This is a genomic window from Rosistilla ulvae, from assembly GCF_007741475.1.
GTDB classification, from domain to species: Bacteria; Planctomycetota; Planctomycetia; order Pirellulales; family Pirellulaceae; genus Rosistilla; species Rosistilla ulvae.
In genome coordinates, this window is record NZ_CP036261.1 from 4,227,747 (window position 1) to 4,251,928 (window position 24,182).

The window sequence follows — 24,182 nt, forward strand, 5'->3', positions numbered from 1 at the left end:
CCCGCACACGGCTCTCCAGTCAGTAGGCCCCCGAAAGGGATTGCGCGAAACGGTTGTGGGCCTCTCGCAGACTATAGAGACCCGCGGCCGTAAAATATGCATTCGGCCAACGCTGAGTCCGTGGCAGACGAGCTGGGTTCTTGCGGTGACGCTGCAATAACAAACGCCGAAGCCGCCCGCGAATCTTCGCGTCCAAATCCTTGAAGATCGTCCACCGACAGTGGCGGAAGTAGGCGAACCATCCACGAAGCACGCGACTCAACTCCAACGCGATCCGCTGGATCGAGTCGGGCCGCTTACGCTGCGTCAGTTCGACTATCCGTGACTTCATCTTCGATAGGCTTTCCGCACGAGGATAGATCTTGTCCCCGCGAAATGAATAACCCAGAAAGACGAAGCTCTTCTCTCGACTATCGACGATCTTCGTTTTCCCGCTGTGCAGCGTTAAACCCGCTTTCTTGACCCACCTCTTGATCTCCTCGAGCGCCACTTCCGCCTCGAACTCGCTGCGACACAGCACGACGAAGTCGTCGGCATAGCGCACCATTTCAAAACCTTCACCGGCGATCGTGTGATCCAGGTCATTCAAGTACAAGTTCGACAACACCGGTGAAAGAACCGCACCTTGAGGCACGCCCGCGATCGGGTTGTGTAAGTGCAAGTCTTCCATGATGCCGCTGCCGAGAAACGCTTCGATCAATTCGATCACTTTGGAATCGGCAATGTGCTGCTTGAGCAACCGCATCAGCTTGTCCCGGGGGATCGAATCGAAGTAACCCTTCAGGTCCGCATCGACTACATACACATAGCCTTCCTCGATCTTCTGCTCCACGATGCGAAGTGCATCGTGAGCTGAACGTCCGTGGCGAAAGCCGAAGCTTCGCTCGTGAAATTCGTTGTCCAGGATTGGCTCGATCACATGGACCAACGCCGTTTGCACGACGCGGTCACGGACCGTCGGAATGCCCAAAGGCCGTGTCTGGTTCGGCGTTCCCGGTTTGGGAATGTGAACCCGACGCACCGGCGAGGGCGTGTAGTGACCACCTGTGATTTGTCCGCCGAGCTTGCGTGTTTCCACGATCAAGCCCTCCTCGAACGCTTCACAGTCCTGGCCGTCGACGCCCGCTGCACCGTCTTTAGCCGTCACCTTGCGGGCGGCTTGAAACAGGTTCAGCTCCGAAGTGACTTTGTCGATCAGCGAATGCCATTTGCCGTGTTTCAATCGTCTTTCGACGAGTGTCGACAACATTCGATCAGTCCACACCGCACGGCTGGTCCACGAGCGGATATCGCGCGCGTCCAGATCCTCCCGAGGTTTAGCCGCAAAGGGCACTCGCTCGGGCAGAAGCTCCGTGTCTTTCTTCTTCGCTTCGCGACGAGCACGAAGTTTCCGACGTTGACTTTGACTCTTTCTCATGTGGTGTGACTTCTCGAATCTACTTTCCTGCCTTCCTTCGCTCGCGTCGGGTTTGGTTCCCGACGTTCTGGCACTACTACGAAGGCTCTGGTTCCAGAGCTGAGCGTTTCAAAGGTCTGTCGACGCTGCTCTGGCTTCCCTGCTTATCTCGATTGAACTTCCGAGCATTCCATCTCCAACCACCTTACTGCCATTTCGCTTGCCTCGGTTTATCACGTTACAGGTTCGTTCACCGTGCAAGCCGTCTCACCGACCGTCGGCTTGAAAACCGACTGACCTCGTGGTCATCATCGGGCCGTTGCGTGAGATCAGAGGTTCGCGAGTTGCTAGGACGCTCCCCGACAGGCTTGGCCGAAACGAGTTCATTTTGTTACGGACTGCTCATTCTCCTCCGGTTGCTCTCCACCTTTTCTGTCGAAAACGCAGTTACCTTCGGATATGGGGCGGTAACGACATCCCCGATCGGGACTTTCACCCGACAATTCAACCGCCTTCGCAGGCGCACTAGCTCGGGGCGGAAGCCCCGAGATGAATGCGTGACCAAAGAACCAATCATCCACCCCCAAATAAGGCGACAGCGCCCCGGGGGGGCCGGCGTTGGTTGGCCCGGATTAACACGTCATGATTCACAACGGCCCCATCCGGGGCGAAGGGGAATTCCTGCCAATCGAACTCGGGGTTTCCGCCCCGAGCTACCGACGTGGACTCCTCCGGAGTCAGCACAAGTGCCATGTGCGAACGGCAAACATATCAGAGGGATCCGGAGTCAATGCCGGTGCCACCTGCTGTTGTGCCCCAATGCGATACCGATCGACAATCGGACGGGCCGAACCTTGGCGGCCGATTCCCGCGGAAATATAGCCAGGAGCTAAGGGCTACTCCGATGCTGCCTGGCGGACGATCTAGTCGCTCGATGCGTTTGGTAAAGCGCCAGCGGCATTGCTTCGTATAACATCCGCCGCGAAGCAGTTGAACTGGTATATTTCAGTTCGACAATCTGACGTCTAATGCAATCCAACCGCCACTGATCGTACCGATTGCGTCACTGTGTTACCAACCGGTTCAGCTGCGCAAGATCGCGGGAATGACGTGTCCATGCACATCGGTCAATCGCCGCTGGATGCCGTTGTGATAGAACGACAGCTTGGTGTGATCGATACCGAGCAGATGGAGTGCTGTCGCGTGAAGATCGTAGCAGTAAGTCGGCTTTTCGACCGCCTTGAAACCGAGTTCATCAGTCGCGCCATAACCGACTCCGCCCCTAATTCCGCCTCCCGCTAGCCATGCCGTGAACGCACCGGCATTGTGATCCCGTCCTGCGGCGGAGGCTCCTTGAGCCGCGGGTTGCCGGCCAAACTCCGTCGTGCAGATCACAAGCGTTTCATCCAACAGACCGCTTCGTTTCAGATCGGCAAGCAACGCCGAAGCTCCCGTGTCGAGAACGCGCCCCCAATGCCCGTGGTCCCGTACGACATCCTCGTGCGAATCCCAGTTGGGACGAATCTTTTTGGCCGTCGTGTTCTCCGCGCCACAATACAGTTGAACGAATCGCACGCCACGTTCCACCAATCGGCGAGCCAGCAGACACTGGCGTCCGAAGTCACCGGTCGTCTCATCGTTCATTCCGTACATTTCTTGCGTCGCCGCGGATTCACCCGACAGATCAGACAACTCGGGGGCACTCAATTGAAGCCGCGCCGCCAGTTCGTAGGCGGACATGCGTGCCTCGAGATCGGTATCACCCTGACGCTGGGCTAGATGTTCGCGGTTGAGCGACTGCAGAAAATCGAGCCCCGCTTGATCCGACGCGCGATCGACTTCGGCAAAATCCTTTGGCGGAAACAGATCGTTGATCGGTTGCTGTCCGGCACGCGAATCCAACGTCGTCGCTTGATGGACCGCCGGCAGAAAGCCTGCCCCCCAGTTGATGATCCCGCCGGGCGGCAATCCCTTCGGATCGGGCAGCACAACAAACGCGGGCAGGTCTTCGCTTTCACTTCCCAACCCGTACGTCACCCACGATCCCATGCTGGGAAATCCAGGCAGCGTGAATCCGGTGTTCATCATGAAACAGGCGGGCCCGTGCAACGCCGTCTTACTCTGCATCGAATAGATGAACGCCAGATCGTCGACCTGTTTCGCTAGCTTGGGAAACAGATCGGAGACCCACAGTCCCGACTCGCCATGCTGCTTGAAATCCCAAAAACTCGATTGGCAGTTGCCTGGCTTCGAAGCAAAAAACTGCAGCTTTCCATCGGGATCAAACGGTTTCCCCGAACGCTTTTCCAACTCGGGCTTGTAATCAAACGTATCGACCTGACTCATTCCGCCGGGGCAAAAGATCTGGATCACCGCTTTGGCGCGGGCCGGGTGGTCCAGCCGCTTCGTTCCCGAAGCGCCCGCAGCCTGTTGGTGGAACATCGACTGCAACGCAAGCCAGCCGAGTCCGCCGCCAGCGGTTTGCAATACCTGACGTCGATTGAATGTTTCCACAGTGTTTCTCGAATCCTGTTAGTCCAAATTGACAAATTCGTTCGCGTTCAACAACGCACGACAGAGATGCAGCAAGCCAAACTGTTGAACCAATTCACGCGCTCCCTGCAGCTCTTTCGTCGACGGCGAACGGACGAGCACCAACTGAAAGGCAAGTTCGATTTGGTTGTCGACCTGGTCCGATTCGGCCGCGATCCGATCGGCCAGGTAACGCGATTGCCGCAACATAAAATCGTTGTTGAACATCGCCAGAGATTGAAGCGCCGTCGTAGTGACATTGCGTTTGGGAGTGAAGTTGGCCGGATCGGGACAATCCAACGCGGTCATGAACGACGAAGGGGTCGTCCGCACGGTGAAGCGATAGACGCTGCGACGCCACAATTCGGGAGAGTCCGCTGTTTTGTAGGTATAGATCGGCGCATACGCTTCCTGGTAATCGAAGTCACGAAAACCGGGACCGTACATCTCAGCATTCAATTTGCCGCTGATGGCCAACACCGAATCCCGCACCGCTTCGGCTTCCAACCGCCGTCCATTCATGCGCCACAATAATTTGTTATCGACATCGATTACGGCGGGATCGTTTTCACCGGGCGGGATCGCTCCAGCGCGTCGGTGGCTCACCTGTTGATAGGTTTGCGACGTCACGATCAGCCGGTGGATCGCCTTGAGCGACCACTTTTGCCGAACCAACTCGCTGGCCAACCAGTCCAGTAGATCCGGATGCGTCGGCAACGAACCACCGAAGCCAAAGTCGCTGGGCGTATCGACGATCCCCGATCCGAAGTGCCAGTGCCACAACCGATTGACGATCACGCGTGACGTCAGCGGGTTTTGGGGATCGACGATCCAGTCGGCGATGGCCAAGCGTCGTTCCTTATCGCTCGTTGTGGCATCGCCAAACTCCAGCGGTTCCTTCGACCAACTCAAACCGCCCGGCGAAACCGCTTCTCCCGGCGATTCGGGATCGCCGCGTGAGAGGACATGCACGGCCGGCGGATTTTGCGGCGCGACACCAAAGAAGACCGGCGGGGCAACAAGCGACTTGAGTTCCAATTCCAACTCACTAACTTGGGAACGAAGCCGATCGATTTGTTCTCGCTTTTGATCCGCAATCTCCGTTGCCGCAACCGACCGGATGCGTGGATCGCCAAAACTCACCTGATCGTGCCCATATCCATTCCCGCCGTCGGTCGAGACCAACGTCAGGAAACGCGTGCTCGATGGGATCGCTCGCGAAACGTGAACGACGTCGTTGCGGCCGATTCGCTTGCGGAGAATCAATTCGCCGTCGAACAGGATGTGGAACTCAGCACTCGGTTCGACCGTCCGCCCGCCGTAACCGACGGTGGTTGAAAACTCAAAGCCATCAGTCTTCGTCGCTTCAGGCTTGCCCAAAATCAACGCATCGCGAATCGCATCTAAATCAAACGTGATCCCAGCGTTCGCATGCAGCCCGATCATCGAATGCCCGTCGGCGTTGTAGTCGGTGCTTCCCAACGTGCTTGAAAACTGGCTGGTCACCGGGCCATGGCGAATCGCATCCCACGCATTGCCGCTGTTGTTCGGTAGCTCCGACACAAACACGCCTGTCGAACTGATTTGCGTTTTTAACGACGCCGGAATGAAGACGCCGTCGACAAAGGGGTTGTCGCTGGCGGAGAAGTGCCCCGACCGAACGTCGCCTAAACTGCTGACCGACGACTCTTGTACTAAGCCCGTCCGCGGATCGATCCCTCGCCCCTTTTTACCGCTTCCATATCCATTGCCACCTCCAACGATATCGGCCAGATCAACGCCCTCCCCCTGCAGTTGTGTGATCTCGGTTTGCAGGTCCGCGATCGACTTCTCCAGGCGCGCCTTGTTCGATTCATAGTCGGATTGGGCGGCATGACTGACAACGCGATCCTTTCGCGAGAGTCCCGCGAAAACAGCGGTCAGTTGGTAATACTCCCGTTGCGTGATCGGGTCGAGTTTATGATCGTGACAACGCGCGCAATTCACCGTCATCGCCATCGTCGATGTCATCACCTGAGTGACCATATCGTCCAGATCGAGTGCTCGGGCGGCCCGCCGCAAAATGGGACTCCTCGCCTCGACTTGGCCTACAAAATCCCAAGGTCCCGCCGCGAGGAAGCCGGTCGCGATCACCGAATCAGGAGCGTCCGGAGCGATCAGATCGCCCGCGATTTGTTCCCGCAGAAACCGATCGTAAGGCTTGTCATCATTAAACGCTCGAATGACGTAGTCGCGGTATCTCCACGCATTGTCACGCAGCTTGTCCCGCTCGAACCCATGCGTGTCGGCGTAGTGCGCAATGTCCAACCAATGTCTTGCCCAGCGTTCGCCAAAGTGATCCGAATCCAACAACTGGTCGACTAGGTTTTCATACGCCTTGGGATCGGGATCCGCCACAAACGCCGCGACCGCTTCGGGCGTGGGAGGCAATCCGATCAGATCGTAATAGAGGCGGCGAATTAGGGTCCGACGATCGGCTTGTGGCGACGGCGAGAGCTGTTCTTGTTTCAGCCGACGTTGAATGAATCGATCGATGGGATGCGACGACCCTCCGGGCAAAACATCCGGCAGCGGCACGTCGGCCACCTGCTGAAGCGACCACCACGAACCGTCCGCTTTCGGCTTCGGCTGGACTTCAAAACCTTCGGGCCACTTCGCTCCCTCAGCGATCCACTGACGAATCGTCGTCACCTGGTCTTCGCTTAGCGGACTACCCTCCTCCGGCATCGAAGGCCTCTCGCCCGCATCGGCAGTGACCGTGTCGATCAGATGGCTGTTTTCGGGCTCGCCCGGGACGACAAACTCTAAACTCAAAAGATCTTTGCCAAACGCAAGCGACAGCTCGCCACTCTTCCGCGTTTCGTTGTGACAGTGAACGCAATGCTGCTGAAGAATCGGCGCGATCTGAGTAACGAAATCGACAGGAGCCGCAACGCTCGCCCTACAGCACAACATTCCCAGAGTCATCAGAACGATGACGGTACATTGCGTGCGGCGTTGAAAGGGCTTAGGAAGGTACATTCTCATGATGCGGGGCAGGAACTATAGGCGAGGTGAAATCGATCGACTTACAAACGACCGGGCGCCGATCACTTGCCGACATCAAGCGTAAAGTCGACTTCATTTTGTGCATCCGCAACCACGTTGGCCGTCAACTGGCTTTTTGTATTGTAGCTTGCCGGGATGTACTGCTCCGACATTGGATTCCCATCGGGTCCCAAAGCTTTGGAAGGACGACTGGCAAGAATGCTGACTCGTTTTTCTCCACTGGCAACCTGGACGGTGTACCGCCCGTTCTGAATTTGATCTCCATAGACTCCTCCTTTCCCGTCGACGGGTTCAAATGTGATCGATCCGTTTTCAAGCGGTTGGCCATCGACAACCACTTCGCCGGATACTTCGTAGAGCGCGAGGCCGGATCCAGAGTTGGAACAGCCGACAAAAACGGAGACCGCTAATAACCATAGCGCGTGGCGTGGCAAGTACATCATGTGTGGATCCTTTCTACGATTCGAACGCGAGTCTGCTCGCGGATCAGGAGGCTATTGAGAGGGGAGGCTTGAAAGTGGGTTCAAGCAGGATGCGTGGAAATTTGCGACGTGAACGGGCACGCCGAAGGGTTCGAAGAAGATTTGACTCAGGATGGGAGTGCGTCCTTTTCGAACGTTGGTGATCGTGCCGGGGCCGATCGCAACGGGGTGGCAAATCAGCGCCCCGGCGACTGCGCCCCGTTCGTGGCAGAACGGAAAGCGATCGCAACGGAGCGGTGATGCAAAATGCGTGACGTGGGAAGGGTTTGCGAATCGCTTGATGCACAGAAATGAACCGACTCGAACGACGCTAGTACGTCCCAATCACCTCGCCGTCCCCCTTGGTACCAAGATATTGAAACAGGCTGGTATCGATGGTTTCTGCTACAAAGCGAACCGATCCGTCGGCAAGCATCACCTGGACACCCCCGGGATGATGGCTGCGAGGCGTAACGATCCCGCCGTTGTTGGAACAACTGGCCAGCGGTGCATGCCGCGTGCTTCGGCCGCCCCAGCTCATGATATCGCCAGCTGTCGAATTTGGGGGACGCGCGGTGAGAATCAAGCTTCCCATGTGGACATGATTCCAATACAGGCCCCGCATATCTCGAGATCCACAGCCTGCCGGCGGGGTCCCTTCGAGATCGTCCACAAGAATGATTTCGCTTCCCAGCACCGTATTGGACGTTCCGTCGATGACGTCCCGCATTCGAATCCAGGATTGGGTGTAGAACATTCCCGTCGGACGTTTACCCGTGGAATCGGTGACGGTGTTTTCATTGCCCCAGGCATACCCGCCACCGCAGAGAAGATAGTTGCCTGCAATGCCGTCTGTCGTCACTTTTCCCGCTCCAGGATCCGACGGGCAGTTAAAGCTTGCGATCGGTTCTTTTCTGAGGCTGAAAAAGATGTTCTTAACCCCGGCCTGCTGTTCTGCCATCCACGCATCGTAAATCGCTGATTGTTCGACGAACGGGAGTATCGGGCCGAACCATCCACCGCGGGCCGAAGCGCCCAACGCCGAATCGCCAGGCCAATACGAGATCGTGTTCATCAACCCCGCAGGAAATGAGAGGTGGGTGTCATGGTAGTTGTGCAATGCGAGGGCCAACTGTTTGGATTGGTTGGAACATTGCATCCGACGTGCCGCTTCGCGGGCGGCTTGAACAGCCGGCAGAAGCAGCCCGACCAAAATTCCGATGATCGCGATCACGACCAACAGTTCGACCAACGTGAAGCCACCGTTTCGGGTGCGAGCCTTACACTGTTTCATTCGTACTTGCCTTTACAAATGCAGAAAAAACGCCCCGAGTATATACAGGACGATCAGATGTACGACATGCTACAGGAGAGGGGGACAGGGTGTCAACAAACAAATCGCCGCCCCTAACGACACCGTAAGGCGCCGTTCCCGGCAACTCGTGTCATGGGCGGACAGTTGTCATGGGAAGCAAAGGCTCTTCCTAGCGACCAAACCATAGCCACCGGGGGGGCTTCGCTTCCGCGTCCTACGGCGGTTGTAGACACCGCTGATGCGCTCGCTGCTCGTTGCGAGAAGTCGTTCACGCCAAGATATTGTCGATCACGTGGGCTTCTTCCACACCGGTGAGCCGTTGCTCGAGTCCTTGAAATTTGAAGGTCAAGCGTTGGTGGTCGAAGCCCAATTGATGCAGGATCGTGGCGTGTAGATCGCGGACGTGGATCGGATCGATGACGGAGTTGAAGCCGAGGTCGTCGGTGCCGCCGTACGTAATCCCCGGTTTCATCCCGCCGCCCGCCATCCACATGGTGAAGGCGTTGGGATGGTGATCGCGGCCGTCGTTGCCGCCTCCTTGGACCATCGGCGTGCGACCAAACTCGCCGCCCCAGATGACCAGCGTTTCGTCGAGCATTCCCCGCTGCTTGAGATCTTGAATCAACGCGGCACAGCCCTGGTCGGTCGCCAGGCAATTCTTCTTGATGTCTTTGGTGAGGTTGCCGTGCTGGTCCCACGCTTCGTGGAACAGTTGCACAAACCGCGTTCCCCCTTCGACAAGTCGCCGCGCCAACAGACAGTTCTTTGCGAACGAGGAGTCCCCCGGTTTCACACCGTACAGATCCAACGTGCTCTGCGTTTCGGTCGAGATGTCCATCAGCTCGGGGGCACTCGACTGCATCCGATACGCCATCTCAAATGAATTGATCCGCGTGGCGATCTCGGGATCGCCGGTCACGGCCAGCCGCTGGCGATTCAGTTCGGAGATCGCGTCCAACGAATCGCGTTGCACGCGGGAGTCGATACCGGCGGGATTCGACAGGTAGAGGACCGGATCGCCGACGCTGCGCAGTTGGACGCCTTGATAAACCGTCGGCAGATAGCCGCTGCCCCAGTTGCTCGATCCGCCGCTGGGGCCTTTGGTTCCGGAGCTGAAGACGACAAAGCCGGGCAGGTCGCGCGATTCGCTGCCGAGTCCATACAGCGACCAAGCGCCGAGACTCGGTTTCCCAAACAACTGTGATCCGGTGTTCATCATGATCTGTGCCGGAGCGTGGTTGAACGCGTCGGTCTTCATCGATTTGATGATCGTCAGATCGTCAGCAACCTTCGCCGTGTGCGGCAGCAGCTCCGAGATCTCCGCTCCCGACTGGCCATGCTTTGCGAACTTGAACTTCGGCCCCAGCAGCTTCGAATTCGGATTGATGAACGCCGCCCGATAACCTTCCAACAATTCCGCCGGCGGCAACTGGCCATCGAACTTCGCCAATTCGGGCTTGTTGTCGAACAGCTCAAACTGGCTCGGCGCCCCCGCCATAAACAGTAAGATGACGTTTTTCACTTTGCCCGGAAAATGAGGCTTCTTCACAGCCATCGGATCATCCGCCGTAGACGCCGCCGATTCGTTGATCAGACTCGCCAAGGCGATCGATCCAAGCCCGACGCCACAATCTTGCATGAACCAGCGTCGCGAGATGGGATTTGTTGTCATCGATTGGGATTCACAAAAAGGGAGGCGTTCAGGAGAGCTTCAGTCAACGGAGTTCAGGGAATCACAGTCACTGCAAAACGTCACTCTTTGGTCATCGTTTCGTCGAGACTCAGCAGCACGCGGGAAACCAAAGTCCAAGCAGCCAGCTGGTCGACGTCGTCCGAAGCCGCTTCGGGCGATTGAACGATCTTGGCAGCATCGACTTCGTCGCTCGCAATCCGTTGACGCTGCTTGTCCAACAAGTTTTGCAACGTTTGCAATTCGTTGGTAGTCGGCTGACGCGCCACACAGGTCCGGAAAGCAAACCGCAATCGGCTCGCATCATCGGCCTGATCCGATTGAACGATTCGCTTCGCCAATCCGATCGCGCACTCCATCGACAGCGGTTCGTTCAGCAGCGTCAACGCTTGCAGCGGCGTGTTCGATCGATTCCGCCGAACGCACGAAACGTTCCCCGGATCGGCATCGAACGCGTCGAGCATCGGATAGGGGACGCTACGGAAGCGGAATGTATAGAGTCCACGACGATAGCGATCCTCGCCGGTCGCTTCGTTCCATGTCTTGGGCCCATAGCTGGCGGGCGGCTCGAACAACAGACCGGGAGCGGGCGGGTAAACCGACGGCCCACCGAGCTTAGTGTTTAGCAATCCGCTAGCCGACAGCGCGATGTCGCGGACGATCTCTGCATCGACGCGGAACCGCGGCCCGCGACCGAGCAGACGGTTGTACGGATCGTCTTCATAAGAGCTCGACTTGGAATCGACCACGCCCTCCGGGCTCACGTTCGACGATTGGCGGTAGGTCGCCGAGGAGACGATCAACCGATGGATCGACTTCAGTTGCCAATCGTTCTCCATCAACTCAACAGCCAGCCAATCCAACAGTTCGCGATGCGATGGCGGGGCGTTCTGCAAGCCGAAGTCGTCGCTCGTCTCGACAAGTCCGATTCCAAAGTAAGCTTGCCAGATCCGATTCACGACCGAACGGGCGGTCGTCGGGGATCGCTTGTCGACCAACCAACGGGCAAACGTCATTCGAGTTGCGGGAGCCGATGGATCCAATGGATGCAAGAACTCCGGCACGCCCGGTTCCACAACCTGCTTGGGGCTAAGAAAGTCGCCTCGATCGAGGATCGATGTCTTCCGCTTGGTGAGCCGCTGCTCCAACACCAATTGGTTCGTCCCCTCGGGGTAGCTCTTCCACAACGCTTCAATCTTTGCGTTGGCATCGGCCCAGTCGGCGACTGTCGTTCGCCAGTAGCTGAACGCAGCCGACAGTGGTTCGGGCGTGTCGAGGTCTGGCGAGTTCGCCAAGATCTCGCGAACCGCATGGGGCACGGGATCAGCAACCGGCGCCGCATCGGTCGTCAACGAAAACCGATAGCGTCCCATCAGGCAATTGTGATTGTCATCGCTGTTCCAACCGCCATGCCGCATCTCGGGCTGGATCGTCAGCACGGTTCCTTGCGGAAACCCAACCGGTTGCTCGAAGACAAAGACCGCCTTACGCGGTTGGTTCCGTCGACCGGGGTCGACATCGGTGCTCCACGCCGTTTTCTTATCCCCATCGATGGCATACGCGATCGACCCGGTGACACGTTTGTCGCCACCTTGGGCCCTGATATTGATCAGGTAATCCGGTTGCGGTGCTTCCGCCGGATTGACGTCGGCGGTCGCCGAAACGATCTTCACCTTGGTCCGCTTCTCGGGCTGATCCAACGGAGCGACATAGACTGTCATTTCTGTCAGTGCCGCTGTCCCGCGAACCGAACGTCCCGGACCGCGTCGCGGCAATTGAGGATGCGTCAGCAATTCGACTCGGATCGCGCTGATCTTTTCCGCGGTGGTCGTCATCCCAAACTGAGGTGCCGAATTTGCCGGAGCGTAACTCTCGCTGACGATCGACGAATCGTCGAGCACGCGAAACTTCTGTCCTTCGTACGGGATGTCGTTAGGCCTCAAGACTTGCCAATCGCCCACCGATTTTTGCGATTCGGCAGCCCACGCTTGCACTTGCTCCCGCCAATCGGGCATCGATGCCTTCAGCTCCGTTTCGATCGCTGCGATCTCCGCCTCGATCGAATCGATCTGCTGCTGCTCGTCAGGCGTATAGACGGGGATGATCGCGTCGTAGGTGTTGTTCAAAAAGGCAAACATGCGGTAGTAGCCTTCGTGCGTCAACGGATCGTATTTATGCGTGTGGCATTGGGCACATTGAGTCGTCAGCCCCAGGACGCTCTTGCCGATCGCATCCATCCGGTCGAACATTCCTTCCATTCGGAATTGTTCCGGGTCGGCGCCCCCCTCTTCGTTGACCATCGAGTTCCGCAGGAAACCGGTGGCGACAAGATTCGCTTGTGTTGCATCGGGAATCAGATCCCCCGCGATCTGTTGAACGATGAAATCGTCGTACGGCATATTCCGATTCAACGCGTCGACGACCCAATCGCGATAGAACCACATCTGACGCGGCGCATCTTTTTCGTAGCCGTTCGAATCGGCATACCGTGCCGCGTCCAACCAGATCCTTCCCCAGCGTTCTCCAAAATGAGGCGAGTTGAGCAGCCGCTGGATCTGCTCCTCAAAGGCGTCGGGCGATCGATCGGCCACAAACGCATCGACCTCCGCGATGCTGGGGGGCAAGCCGATCAAATCGAGACTCAACCGTCGCAGCCACGTCACGCGGTCCGCTTCCGGTGACGGAACCATTCCTTCTTGCAGCAATCGCTGCGATACAAACGCATCGATTGGATTGCGGATCCAATTGCGAAGCGTTTCACAAGCTACGGCTTCCGTGTCGGCAGGCGCTTCGGTCGTGGAAGGCTTTGCCGAATCGACGGCGAAAGGTACTGCGGGGCGTGTCGGCGGAACAAATGCCCAGTGCTGTTCGTATCGGGCTCCCTCAGCGATCCAATTTTGCAGCAACTCGACTTCCTGATCCGTTAACGGTTTGCCGGTCCCCGCCGGCGGCATCTGCAGATCGGGATCGTCCGAAAGGATCCGCGCTACCAATTCGCTCTCCTCCGGTTTGCCGGGGACGATCGTCGACGAATCCGCTGGCGGCGCGATGTCCAACCGCAGATCGGCTTCGCGATGTTCGGGATCGGGACCGTGACAGGCAAAACATTTGTCGGCCAGGATCGGACGGATCGCGCGTCCGAAATCGATAGGCTGTTCCGCTGCGTCAGCGACCGAAAGGATCGAACAACATGCGACAAGCAGCGTGAAATGGCGGATCACGGGTTTACCTGGTGGGAGGCGAGCGTTTAGAGATCGCATTCGGCGCGAACATCAATGCTGAAAGGTGGTAGGAAACTGGAAGGTTGGGCTGACTGTAGAGTTCCTATTCCAACGAGTCGCCGGAGGTCCGAACCCGCGCGGGGCGTTCCGGTAAGCCCTCCCCGAAAAACTCGCTGAAGGCTCGTTTATCGACCCTCCCACGGCATGCCGTGGGAGGGTGAAGTGCGTCGACAGGCACAACCACACCAGCATACACGATTGGAACCACAGTGTCGCGGAAACGCGATCACTGAACCATTGCTTTGATCCGCAGATATTCCCCGTACGACCAGGCTTGGAAGGGGCAGCCGCGCGGGGTGTGAGGCGGTTCGGCATCGGCGACTTCGCTGATATGCCCCAACCCCGCTTGTTGCAAATGTTCCTGCAAGGGTTGCAAGAACCGTTGCTTCGCCTGCGACTTGGCGGCTGCAGAACCACCATGGGCTTTCAACCACGCTTCGACAAACGGGCCCATCAACCACGGCCAGACCGTCCCTTGATGATACGCGGCATCGCGAGTTCGCAGGTCGCCTTGATAGCGCGGCTTGTAATCGGGATGACCGGGGGCGAGCGATCTCAGGCCGATGGGAGTGAGCAATTGAGCTTCGACCGCTTCGACCACGCGTCGGCACTTTTCTTCGTCCAACAGCGCGATCGGCAGCCCGCCGGCGGCGAAGATCTGATTGGGACGAAACGCCGCGTCGACGCTTCCCGATACGTGGTCGAGATCGACGATATCGTGAAGGTACCCGTCGACTTCGTTCCAGAACTTTTCAGTAAACGATGCTTGGGCGAGTTCCAGCTGCACACGACGATCGCGGTCGTAACGGCTTGCAAACGCGAGGGCGTTGATCCAAAGGGCTTGGATTTCGACCGGCTTGCCGATCCGCGGCGTGACGACCCAGTCGCCCACTTTGGCATCCATCCAAGTCAACTGAACACCCGGCTCTCCAGCCGCGATCAAACCATCGTCCTCCATCCGGATGCCATAACGTGTCCCTACAGTATAACCAGCCAAGATCGCGTTGACGGCGGCCAACAGACGAGTCGTCTCTTCATGCGGAAGCCCTCGCTTTTCACGACGGTGGGCGTCGAAGCTCTCTTGAACCGCCACGATGTACCACAGCGAAGCATCGACCGCGTTGTATTCGGGCGTGTCGCCGCGATCGGGAAAACGGTTGGGGAGCATCCCTTGGGAAACGGTCTCGGACCACAACAACAAGATCCGATGGGCGATCGCGAGCCGATCGGGCGATGTCAAACAGAGACCGCGGAGGGCGATGAAGGTATCGCGTCCCCAGTCGCCGAACCAGGGATAACCGGCGATCACCGAAGCCCCTGCGCCACGCTTGACGATATATGAACGAACGGTCTCCGTCTCGCGACCCGCTTGTTCGCGACGGTGACGTTCCTTCTGCGCGATCGCAGCGTAACAGTTCTCCGCGGAAAGGCCCTCGTTTCCCGAAAGCTTACTCATCGGCTGGTTGGCCGACAGCAATAGGTAAGCGTCTTGCGGATTCAAGTCCCAATGGAACTCGCCCGGCGTGGCAAGGTCTTCCATGTCGTCGAGGCCACGCTCCCGTTCGGCAGTATAAAGGAAGCCGTAGTACCAATCGGGCGCTTCGACAAGCCGAGCGTTAGCTTGGGCGTGGATCGATGGCATGTCGGGATAGGGTTGCCATGAGAGCGAACCGGCCGCGCGATTCGTCGTTGAATCGAAATCGGAATTTGCGTGATGTAACGTGTGGAAATCGCGTCCCGACAGGAAAGGACGCACGCGTAGTGCGAGTCCACGTCGCGGCCCCTCCACACGCCAACGCATGGCTACGCCAGGCAGCCCCTCGGGAACGAACAGCTCTTGAATGATCGTGACCGCCTCGCTGATCTCAAACCGCCAAGTCGGCCACGGATCGATCGAAAACGATTCCAGCCGTTTGCCACCGTCGGGCGAACGGACATCGCCGCGATAGTACTGCGTCGAGATCGGATACTCTCCGTCGGGCGTTTCCACCACGACGTCGATACCGTTGACAAGCACCACGCGCTCGGCAGGCGGCTTTTCCGCGACTAACAGCAACGCGTGGTAGCGACGCGTCCGTTGACCGCAGACCGTTCCGGAAGCGAAGCCGCCGAGCCCATCGGTCTCGAGCCATTCGGAGAAGTCTCGGTCGTCATCAACTGTCATCGCAGCACCGCCATTCAAAAGGAGCCGGGTATGTAGAGCCGGATAGGAATGGTCAGACTACAAGAATCCCGCTCCGCTTTTCCGCTGCAAATACGCGAAAGCCCGCGGGCTCGCCAGCAGACCTTACCTTCGCAATCGATCTGCTCCGACCTACTTCGCAGTGGCTGAGAGGTCTTCGATCTGCTCTTCGCCACCCATCGAGATCGATTGTACTTCTGCTGCGTCGAGATCAACTTTTGTGATGTCGACCATTCGAATCTGACTGTTCTCCAACGTGCGGAAATAGAACCGTCCGTTTTTCAGATCGGCGACGCTGGTCCAAAGCGTGCGGTCAAAGACACGATGCCCGCCTTCGATCCCCGCGGCAGCACCGACTGGAATATCGAACGCGTTCAAAATATGAAAGGCTTGCAATACACCCGACTTGGCATCGGCGGATTGCAGAGCGGTCTGCGAATAAGCGACGGCGCGAACGAACCGCGATGGCGGCGTAAAGTCGCCGGGAAGCCCCAGCATGCCGCTCCCCTGACCGAGGCTGGCAATCTGTTTTCCAGCGAGATCGATATTCGGTTTATTCTCAGGGGAAAGCGTCATGTAGTTGCTGAGATTCGTAACGTGCCAATCGAACGCGGGCGAATTGGTGATCACGCCAAACGGGTTTTGGTGAACCTTCAGTTCCCCATCGACATGCTCCAGCACAAAACAGTTGCCAGCGGCGTCGGAGACGATGAAGTGCGCCGGAGGTACGATTCCCATCTCCTTTTGTACCGCGTCGCCGACGAGAACTTTACCGGCCGCCGCGACGGCTTCGTTCGCGTTTGCACAGGTTCCCAGCAGATAGGTACCGAATTCCCAAGGGGCCAACGATTTGTCGAAGTCCTGTTTTTCGACCGTTTGGTACTTCGCAAAACCTGGGAAATAGAAGAGCCCGACGTGCAGCCCCTTCTCATTGATTCCATCGATGATGTACGGCAGGTCGACCGCATTGGCACCGATCGTTCCATATTTCGTGGTCCAACGCAGACCGGGCTGATTCCCAGGCGCCGTCCCGACGTATTCCTTGCCGCGTGGAACGACGATCACGTTCGACTTCAGATCGCTAGCAAACTCCAAAGTCCGGGCGAAGATCACCGAACCGTCCTTTGGCGAGAGCGTGATCCCCGTGCAGGCGGGGGCTGGCGTCGATGAAAGAATGGCGATCGCGGCGATTGCGAAGATGACGCTGAGTTTCCAAAAAGTCTTCAAGACGTGGGCTCCAAATGACCAGGGACAAAAAAGAGTATTGAGAGGAAGAACCGAGTGCAGAATGGTGAGCTTCTGCAGCCAATTCAACGAGGACAATTCGGAGCGAACGACGGATCCTCAGTCGTGCTCCCAGGTCCTCTGCAAATGTACCTCATCATTGTTCCCGGCGACGGAACAGCCCAGAGCTATTCATTGTTTACCTTTAGGCAAATTAGCCGGCACGCGTTAGCGGCTTGTCGGTTTAGTCACAACGAGCTTCCTTGCATTAGCCGTTTGGGCGTTAGCCCCGGTTTAGTGGCAGCGGAACCGGGGCTAACGCCCAATCGGCTGATTAAACCGACGAGCCGTTAGCGTCCGGTTCCCTTGCATAACCGGACACAAGCGTGTGCCGGATGATACCTCAAATGGAAACACTGGTTTGACCTGCGGAACTGCCAACGAGATTCGCTCTCCCAACAAACATGCCCTTCGCAAACGCAGCCAGTCCGTTCGGCAGGTGGCCGCTGGGCATTACAACGTCCTGCGCGATCTCGAGTTCGGCCTCGATCCAATCCTCGACGGCTTGGAACGTTTGATTTGATCGGGGCCTCACCCCAAACAACTTCCCTCCGAACCAACCAAACGCGGCGAAATTCGCTGGCCAAAAACAGCGGAGCATTCTTGAAAATGGTTTGGTCGGCCGGATGACCGTGGGACTACGGAGAAATCAAACCCGCGGTGTTTACCGAGCGAACGCGGTACGGGTTTGTTTCTCCCGGCTTCAATTTGTCGATTGTCCAACGCATCGTCGCCAAGGGAACGGTGGGCGTATCGCTGTACTGCAGCCCTTGAAACAGCGGCCGGCCAAATCGATTCAATGGTTTTTCGGGAACTGTCGCCAGCGTCTTGCCATCGCGCTCGATAATGAAGTGCCCGATGCCGCTTTCCAGATCGGCCGCGGCGTTCCAGGTCAATTGGTCGCCGACGATTTGGACGTCCGTTGGCGCCGGCGGTGGCGTGACGTCGGCCACATTCGAATCGGTGATAAATTGTTTCCACGCCGTTGCGATCGCTTCGTTGGGCAGCCAGATCGACGTCGCAAGAACGCCCTTGTATTCGGCGGCTGGAACAGCAGCTGTGAATGCGGCTTCGTCGACGGGGAGCGGTGCCAGCATGGCCGTCGATTGTGGCATCGGCCGAAGCGGTTGGCCATTCGTTTCAGGCAAGCGTTCGCTTAAACAGGTGTCCAGCCACGGGATCGCCAGGTAGCGCGAGTTGCCACATTCGTGACTGGTCAACGGATCGATGGCGATACCGAGCAAGGCACCGCGGGACCGCATCGCTTTGAAAAAGGTTTCGTTGCTGGGCCAAACGCCCTTAAAACGGCTCTCCTTGTCGGTGTAACCCTCTTTGGTTCCGAAGTTACACATCGTCGGAACGGTCAGCGCCGCGTCGGGCAATGTGTGCGGTTTGATGTTGCGTCCTTCCACCGCTTCGAACAAGGGAACGCCCGATCGCAGCCAAACCGCCGCAATCCGATTTGGATGCAACATCAACATCCCGCCGGCCCAATGCCCACCGCCGCTGTGACCCCACAGCGCCCAGGGGACTTCGGCCAGTTCAGGATGCCCCGATAGTTCTCCCAGGTCGGTCAGTGCGGTTTGAAACGCGTTATCCGATCCGTTGCGTGGATCGCACCACATCTGGCAATCGGTTCCGGCTGGCTGTTCGTACGCCGGCGACAGCAGCGCGCACCGATGCTTCTGCGCCAACGCTTGCCAGTGCAAATCGAACGCCCCGGTTTGTCCCGACTTGCACGACCCTTCGCCGCAACCGTGTTGGTGAACGATCACCCCACGCAGCTTTTCGACACCTGGCGGCATCCATACCGTATAAGCCACCGGATAGGATAGTTCCGCCGGCTGTGAAGAGGCTGCATAACGAACCCGATAATAAGGTGGTTCGACAGTTGGCGGCATGTCATAAGGGGCGTTCTGCGACAGCGAGATTCCTTCCATCGCGGCCAATACGAGCAACAGGGGAGCAAACGATTTCATGGCTGGGACTCTTGAATTGGGGGCTATGCGAAAGGAAATCCGCATCGGTTGGAGTGGGGCGCGATTGAACGCATCGGGGACAGTTTAATCGATCACGGATGCCGAGACGAATCGCTGGCGGCATCGCCCACAATTCCGCATTCACGCGACGCACGTACCGCGACAACGGACAACGTGTTCGCAATAGAATTTGTGCCCGTTGAAGAGGGCAAAGTCAAACGATTCACGTCTTGCCGTCGATCGCTTTCGCCACCGGTGTCCGGCCACAATCACCGCCGTTGGGCCAAACGATTGCGTCACGGAAGTCTAGGAACGCTGCGTTAAACGCATGACGGTATCGATCAATCGATTTCTATCGATCGGTTTACTGAGGAAGTCGTTGCAGCCGGCTTCGATGCAACGGTTCATATCCCCCTGCATCGCATCGGCGGTGAGGGCGACGATCGGTTTATCGAAGCCCAGTTCCCGCAGACGCGTTGCCGTTTGGTAGCCATCGAGTCGCGGCATCTGCATATCGAGCAAGATCAAATCGACCGAACGCATGAGTTCAGGATCGGTTGTCAAACGCTCGATCGCTTCGAGCCCATCTTCGACTTGGTCGACCTCCGCCCCCGCTTGGGACAAGATGCGCGAGCTGAGAAACCGAACATCGCGCCGATCATCGACGATCAACACGCGGCAATCGAGCTGTGTGTCGCTGGCATCATGGCGGTCACGGGCATCGACCGGTCCCTCGATCACATCGTCGAGATTCGGTCGGATACGTCGCTGATCCTGAACGTCGCCAGCCGCGATCGCAAACGTAAAACAACTCCCCTTGCCCGGCTCACTCTCGACCGAAATATCGCCGCCGAGCATATTGACCAAACGCTTGCTGATCGCCAACCCCAACCCCGTTCCGCCAAACGAACGGCTGACCGAGGCGTCGGCTTGTGAAAACGCTTGAAACAGACGCTCCTGTTGCTCCAACGAAACGCCGATTCCCGTGTCGATTACACGGAACCGAATCATCGATTCTCCCGCCCGCTCGAATTCGCTGACCTGCAATCGCACGCTCCCCGACTTGGTGAACTTCACGGCATTGCCGGTCAGATTGATCAGGACCTGCCGCAAGCGTTTGGGATCACTATCGATTCGTTCCGGAACCGTCCCCTCGAATTCGACCTCAAAGTCCAGTTGGCGTTCGGCGGCGCGAACATCCATCATCGAACGGACATCCCCCACGATCTCCGCGACGGAAAACCGTTCATTGTGGATCTCCATCTTGCCAGCTTCCATCTTCGACAAATCGAGGATGTCGTTGATGATGGCCAACAGAAAATTGCCGTTGCGTTGGATCGTGCGAAGATGTTCAAGCTTTTCGGGATCCTGTTCTTGAGCCAACAACAGATCGGCATAGCCGAGCACGGCGGTCATCGGAGTTCGGATCTCGTGGCTCATGTTCGCCACAAACTCGCTCTTCGACGCATTGGCCAATTGCGCCTGATGCTCGCTGGCTCGCAGCGCCTGTTCCACCTGAACGCGATCGGAAATATCGACTCCCGAAGCGATCAGATGCGTGATTTGGCCACCTTCGTTGCGGACCGGGGCGAGCATGAAATCGATCGTCATCCGCGTCTCACAGGCCATCCGCACTGCGACGTCATAACGCACCACTTCACCCGCGACAGCCCGAACCACAGCCTCCTGCAATCGGGCAATTGATTGGGGTTCGAAGTTCCACCAATAACAGTCCCAAAATTTTCGGCCTACCACTTCGGTTCGATCGATCGCCCCCGCCTTCAGCGCGGTCGCATTCGCTTCCAACAGCGTTCCGTCGACTCCTAACACTCCGATAAAGAACAGCGTATTGTCGATCACACGGCGTAGCTGTGCCTCGCGATCGGCCAGTTCCAATTCCCAACGCTTCCGCTCGGTAACATCGCTCGCCACCGCCACGATACTCAACGGCTGTCGATCTCGATCGCGGCGAATTACACCGCGACCGGAACTCCAGACGATACCTTGGTTGTCACCGCGAAGGATCCGAAATTCCATGTCGAACGATTCGCATCGACCGGTGAAAAGGGCGTCGATCCGTTGGGCAACTCGATCGCGATCGTCGACGTGAATGATCTCTAAAAAACCAGCTCGCGTCGGCAGGAATTGATTCCGTGTGTAACCAAAAAGTTCGAACAGTTGATCCGACCAAATGACTCGGTCGGCCAAGATATCCCAGTGCCAAGTTCCCAGTTGTCCGGCATCCATCGCCAGATGCAATTTCCGCTCGCGGTCGAGCAGTTCTTGCTCGGATTCCTTCCGGGCGATGCACTGGGCGATCGCATCGGCGATCGGCAACATCTGTTGGAAAACTTCGGGGACCAGGGCATGGCGGGCAAACAACGCAACGACGCCAACGACGCGTCCTTCGACGACCAAAGGATACCCAGCAAATGCGACAAGCCCTTCGCTTGCCGCCCATTGGGGATCGCCGACGCTGCCGTCATGCAAGACGTCGTTTGTCTGCAGAGGTCGCTGCGTCGACGCGATCTGCCCCACTTTCAATTCGCCCATCGGAATTCGGCTGTGTCGACCGTCGAGATGCGTGTAGAGACCCGCGCTGGCGGATAGTTCCAAGACCTGAGTCGCTTCGTTCAACAGCCAGATACGGGCGAAAGCGCCGTCGAGAACATCGACCAATTGCTGACAACAGGTCTGCAAGATCTTGGGCAACGGCGCCGCGCCGGCTAACGCGACCGCCAACGATCCGTGAAGCCCGGCCAGTTTCGCCCGCTGTTCCAAAACCGCTTCCGCCGCTTTGCGTTCGCTGATGTCGCGAAGATAGGCGGTAAAAAATGGCGAGCCATCGCGATTAAGCGAGACATTGATTGCCAGTTCGATCGGAAACTGGGTTCCATCGGCCCGAAGCGCGAGCAGTTCGACACGTTTGCCGATCACACGAACCTGCCCCGAATCCAGGTAGCGCTGGAGTCCCTGTCGATGCGCTTCGCGAAATTCTGCGGGGATCAAGGTGTCGGCCAGCGACTTGCCCGTCACCTCTCCCTTTGAAATGCCAAACGTCGTTTCGGCGGCGGCGTTGAAATCGACGATCTTGCCGTCGACATCCATCGTGATGATGCAGTCCAAGGCGGCATCGAGAACTGCAGCTTTGCGGGCCTCTTCGTCGCGGTAGCGATCATCGAGTCGTTTGCGACGAATCGCTTGGCCGATCTCACGGCCGACATCGCGCAACATCCGCAGGCTCGAATCGTCCCGATCGAGTTTCGACGTCGAAAAAAATTCGATCGCCCCCCGGAAATGTTTGCCGCTGGAAATGGGGGATGCCATCGCACTGACGATCCCCACTTCGCGGGCTAATTCATTCCGTTGAAAAAAGACCTCCGAATCACCATCGGTCGCGGTAACATCTTCGATCCAATGGGGCTGTCTTCTTTCCCAAACGTATCCGGGCAGACCCGATCCATTCTGGAATCGCCATTCTTTGCTCCGTTGAGCAAATTGAATCAACGGCGCGGACGCATCGGCCACGCTCGCTTCGACACATTCCAGCAGGCGAGTTTTCGAATCGACCAGCCACAACAGGCATACATCGACATTCAGAATCTGTCGCAGATTCTCCAACAACTGAGGAACCGCATCGTCGAACGATTCGGTATCGACCAACAATTGTGTCAAGCTGTGTGTTGCCGCCAACCGCATCTCGTCTCGTTTGCGATCGGAGATATCAACGAATGTTAGAATCACTCCATCGGGTTGATGATCGTATCGATAGGGCAGCACACGGCGCAGAAACCAACGGCTTTCGGTCGTTTGAAATTCGTCTTCGACATACGCGATCTCATCGCTCAGCTTATCGACCTGCGGAATCGCTGGCATCTTGTCCGATTTGTGCGCAATTTCCGATAACGGTCGACCGATGTCCGATTCGCAAACGTTGTAGATGTCGCGAACCGTTGGCGTAAAGCTTTTGATCCTGCCGCTGGCGTCCAAGAAGATCGTCGCGATCTGGGTTCCCTCCAACAGGTTTCGCAAATCGCTGCGAGCCCGCAGCAGCGCTTCCATGCCAGCTTGAATCTCTTGCTTCGAAGTCGCCAGTTGTTCGTTGGCCGATCGCAGTTCCTCATTCAACCGAAGCAGTTCTTCATTGGTCGATTTCAGTTGTTCATTGGATCCAGCCAAATCTTCAACCGCGCTCTTCAGCTCGGTTCGGGACGGCTCGGACTGCCGCTGGGTATCTAGAATCGCATCGTCCACATCTGGCCCTCCATCCGCTTGTATTGGCAACAGCCACTTTGCGATTCGGGTCCCGATGGGTGCAGTTCCAGAGCCCGTGACAGACTCGTGATCCGATACGATTGTCTGACCGCCCGCAGCAGCCAAGGTCTCGATCCCCGCTCGGCCATCGGCGCCCGGCCCTGAAACCAGCACACCAAGAACGGGGATCTGTTTGATTTCCGCCAACGCGGCGAAGAGTTCGTCGATCGGATTTGTTGATTCAACCGAAGCATCGTTGGCAATCGCAGCAACGCCAGCGTCGCCAAAACGAAGACAGTTGTTTGGGGGAACCCAATAGATATGGTTGGGCCGCAGCAGAATCGGCGACTCGCCAAGCTCGCTCATCGCCATCGTTGCGGCGTCAGCGTGGGAATCGAGCAAACGGTCGACGATGGACGTACGCGCGATGATGAACGCAGCCCCGGTGCTTTGGGGGAGCCCGTCCAACAGACGCCCGATCGCGTCGTTTTCCGACGCGGCACAACCGATACCGATGATCGCCGTTGGTCGGTCGACCTCACCTCGGTTCGAGGTTTGAGCCCATTGCATTGAAGAGTGATTCCAGTGGCGAATTCGTAGCCTGTCAAGGCTTCATTGTGGGAACTTCGCGACGGCATCACAACCGTGGGTAAGGCAATCGACGGAACGAATCGATCGGAGCGCAGCAACGCCTCCAGATCAGGTGCCATCGGACACGCGTACACCTCCGCTTAATGCGCGCTACACTCTTGCGGTCGCG

General features: G+C 57.6%; 11 protein-coding genes. All 11 read right to left on the bottom strand.

Features of this window, described 5'->3' with window-relative positions; all coding sequences use genetic code 11:
- Positions 1–19 precede the first annotated feature (19 nt).
- On the bottom strand, positions 20–1,249 hold the full coding sequence (gene ltrA / locus EC9_RS14930) for a group II intron reverse transcriptase/maturase (RefSeq protein WP_246105688.1): 1,230 nt from the start codon (positions 1,247–1,249) through the stop codon (positions 20–22).
- A gap of 1,230 nt (positions 1,250–2,479) precedes the next feature.
- Positions 2,480–3,910 (bottom strand): DUF1501 domain-containing protein, encoded by a 1,431-nt coding sequence (locus tag EC9_RS14935; protein WP_246105689.1) that lies wholly within the window; start codon positions 3,908–3,910, stop codon positions 2,480–2,482.
- An 18-nt stretch (positions 3,911–3,928) separates the two neighbouring features.
- Positions 3,929–6,955, bottom strand: coding sequence for a DUF1553 domain-containing protein (locus tag EC9_RS14940; RefSeq protein ID WP_145346507.1), 3,027 nt, complete (start codon positions 6,953–6,955; stop codon positions 3,929–3,931).
- A 62-nt stretch (positions 6,956–7,017) separates the two neighbouring features.
- On the bottom strand, positions 7,018–7,419 hold the full coding sequence (locus EC9_RS14945; protein ID WP_145346509.1) for a hypothetical protein: 402 nt from the start codon (positions 7,417–7,419) through the stop codon (positions 7,018–7,020).
- A 349-nt stretch (positions 7,420–7,768) separates the two neighbouring features.
- Positions 7,769–8,731: a DUF1559 family PulG-like putative transporter gene (locus tag EC9_RS14950; RefSeq protein WP_145346511.1), complete on the bottom strand. Its 963-nt coding sequence runs from the start codon at positions 8,729–8,731 to the stop codon at positions 7,769–7,771.
- A gap of 289 nt (positions 8,732–9,020) precedes the next feature.
- Complete coding sequence (locus tag EC9_RS14955) at positions 9,021–10,424, bottom strand: DUF1501 domain-containing protein (protein WP_145346513.1); 1,404 nt, start codon at positions 10,422–10,424, stop codon at positions 9,021–9,023.
- An 80-nt stretch (positions 10,425–10,504) separates the two neighbouring features.
- Positions 10,505–13,663, bottom strand: a complete 3,159-nt coding sequence (locus EC9_RS14960; RefSeq protein WP_246105690.1) for a PSD1 and planctomycete cytochrome C domain-containing protein — start codon at positions 13,661–13,663, stop codon at positions 10,505–10,507.
- Positions 13,664–13,949: 286 nt separating this feature from the next.
- The gene (locus EC9_RS14965) at positions 13,950–15,887 is read right to left on the bottom strand and encodes an amylo-alpha-1,6-glucosidase (protein ID WP_145346517.1); all 1,938 of its coding nucleotides are present in this window, start codon (positions 15,885–15,887) and stop codon (positions 13,950–13,952) included.
- A gap of 150 nt (positions 15,888–16,037) precedes the next feature.
- A complete protein-coding gene (locus EC9_RS14970) occupies positions 16,038–17,132 on the bottom strand; it encodes a linear amide C-N hydrolase (protein WP_145346519.1) in 1,095 nt (364 codons plus the stop codon).
- 695 nt (positions 17,133–17,827) lie between these two features.
- Entirely contained in the window at positions 17,828–19,168 is a 1,341-nt protein-coding gene (locus tag EC9_RS14975; RefSeq protein WP_145346522.1) for a hypothetical protein, read from the bottom strand.
- 306 nt (positions 19,169–19,474) lie between these two features.
- Complete coding sequence (locus EC9_RS14980; RefSeq protein WP_145346523.1) at positions 19,475–23,992, bottom strand: PAS domain S-box protein; 4,518 nt, start codon at positions 23,990–23,992, stop codon at positions 19,475–19,477.
- Positions 23,993–24,182 lie beyond the last annotated feature (190 nt).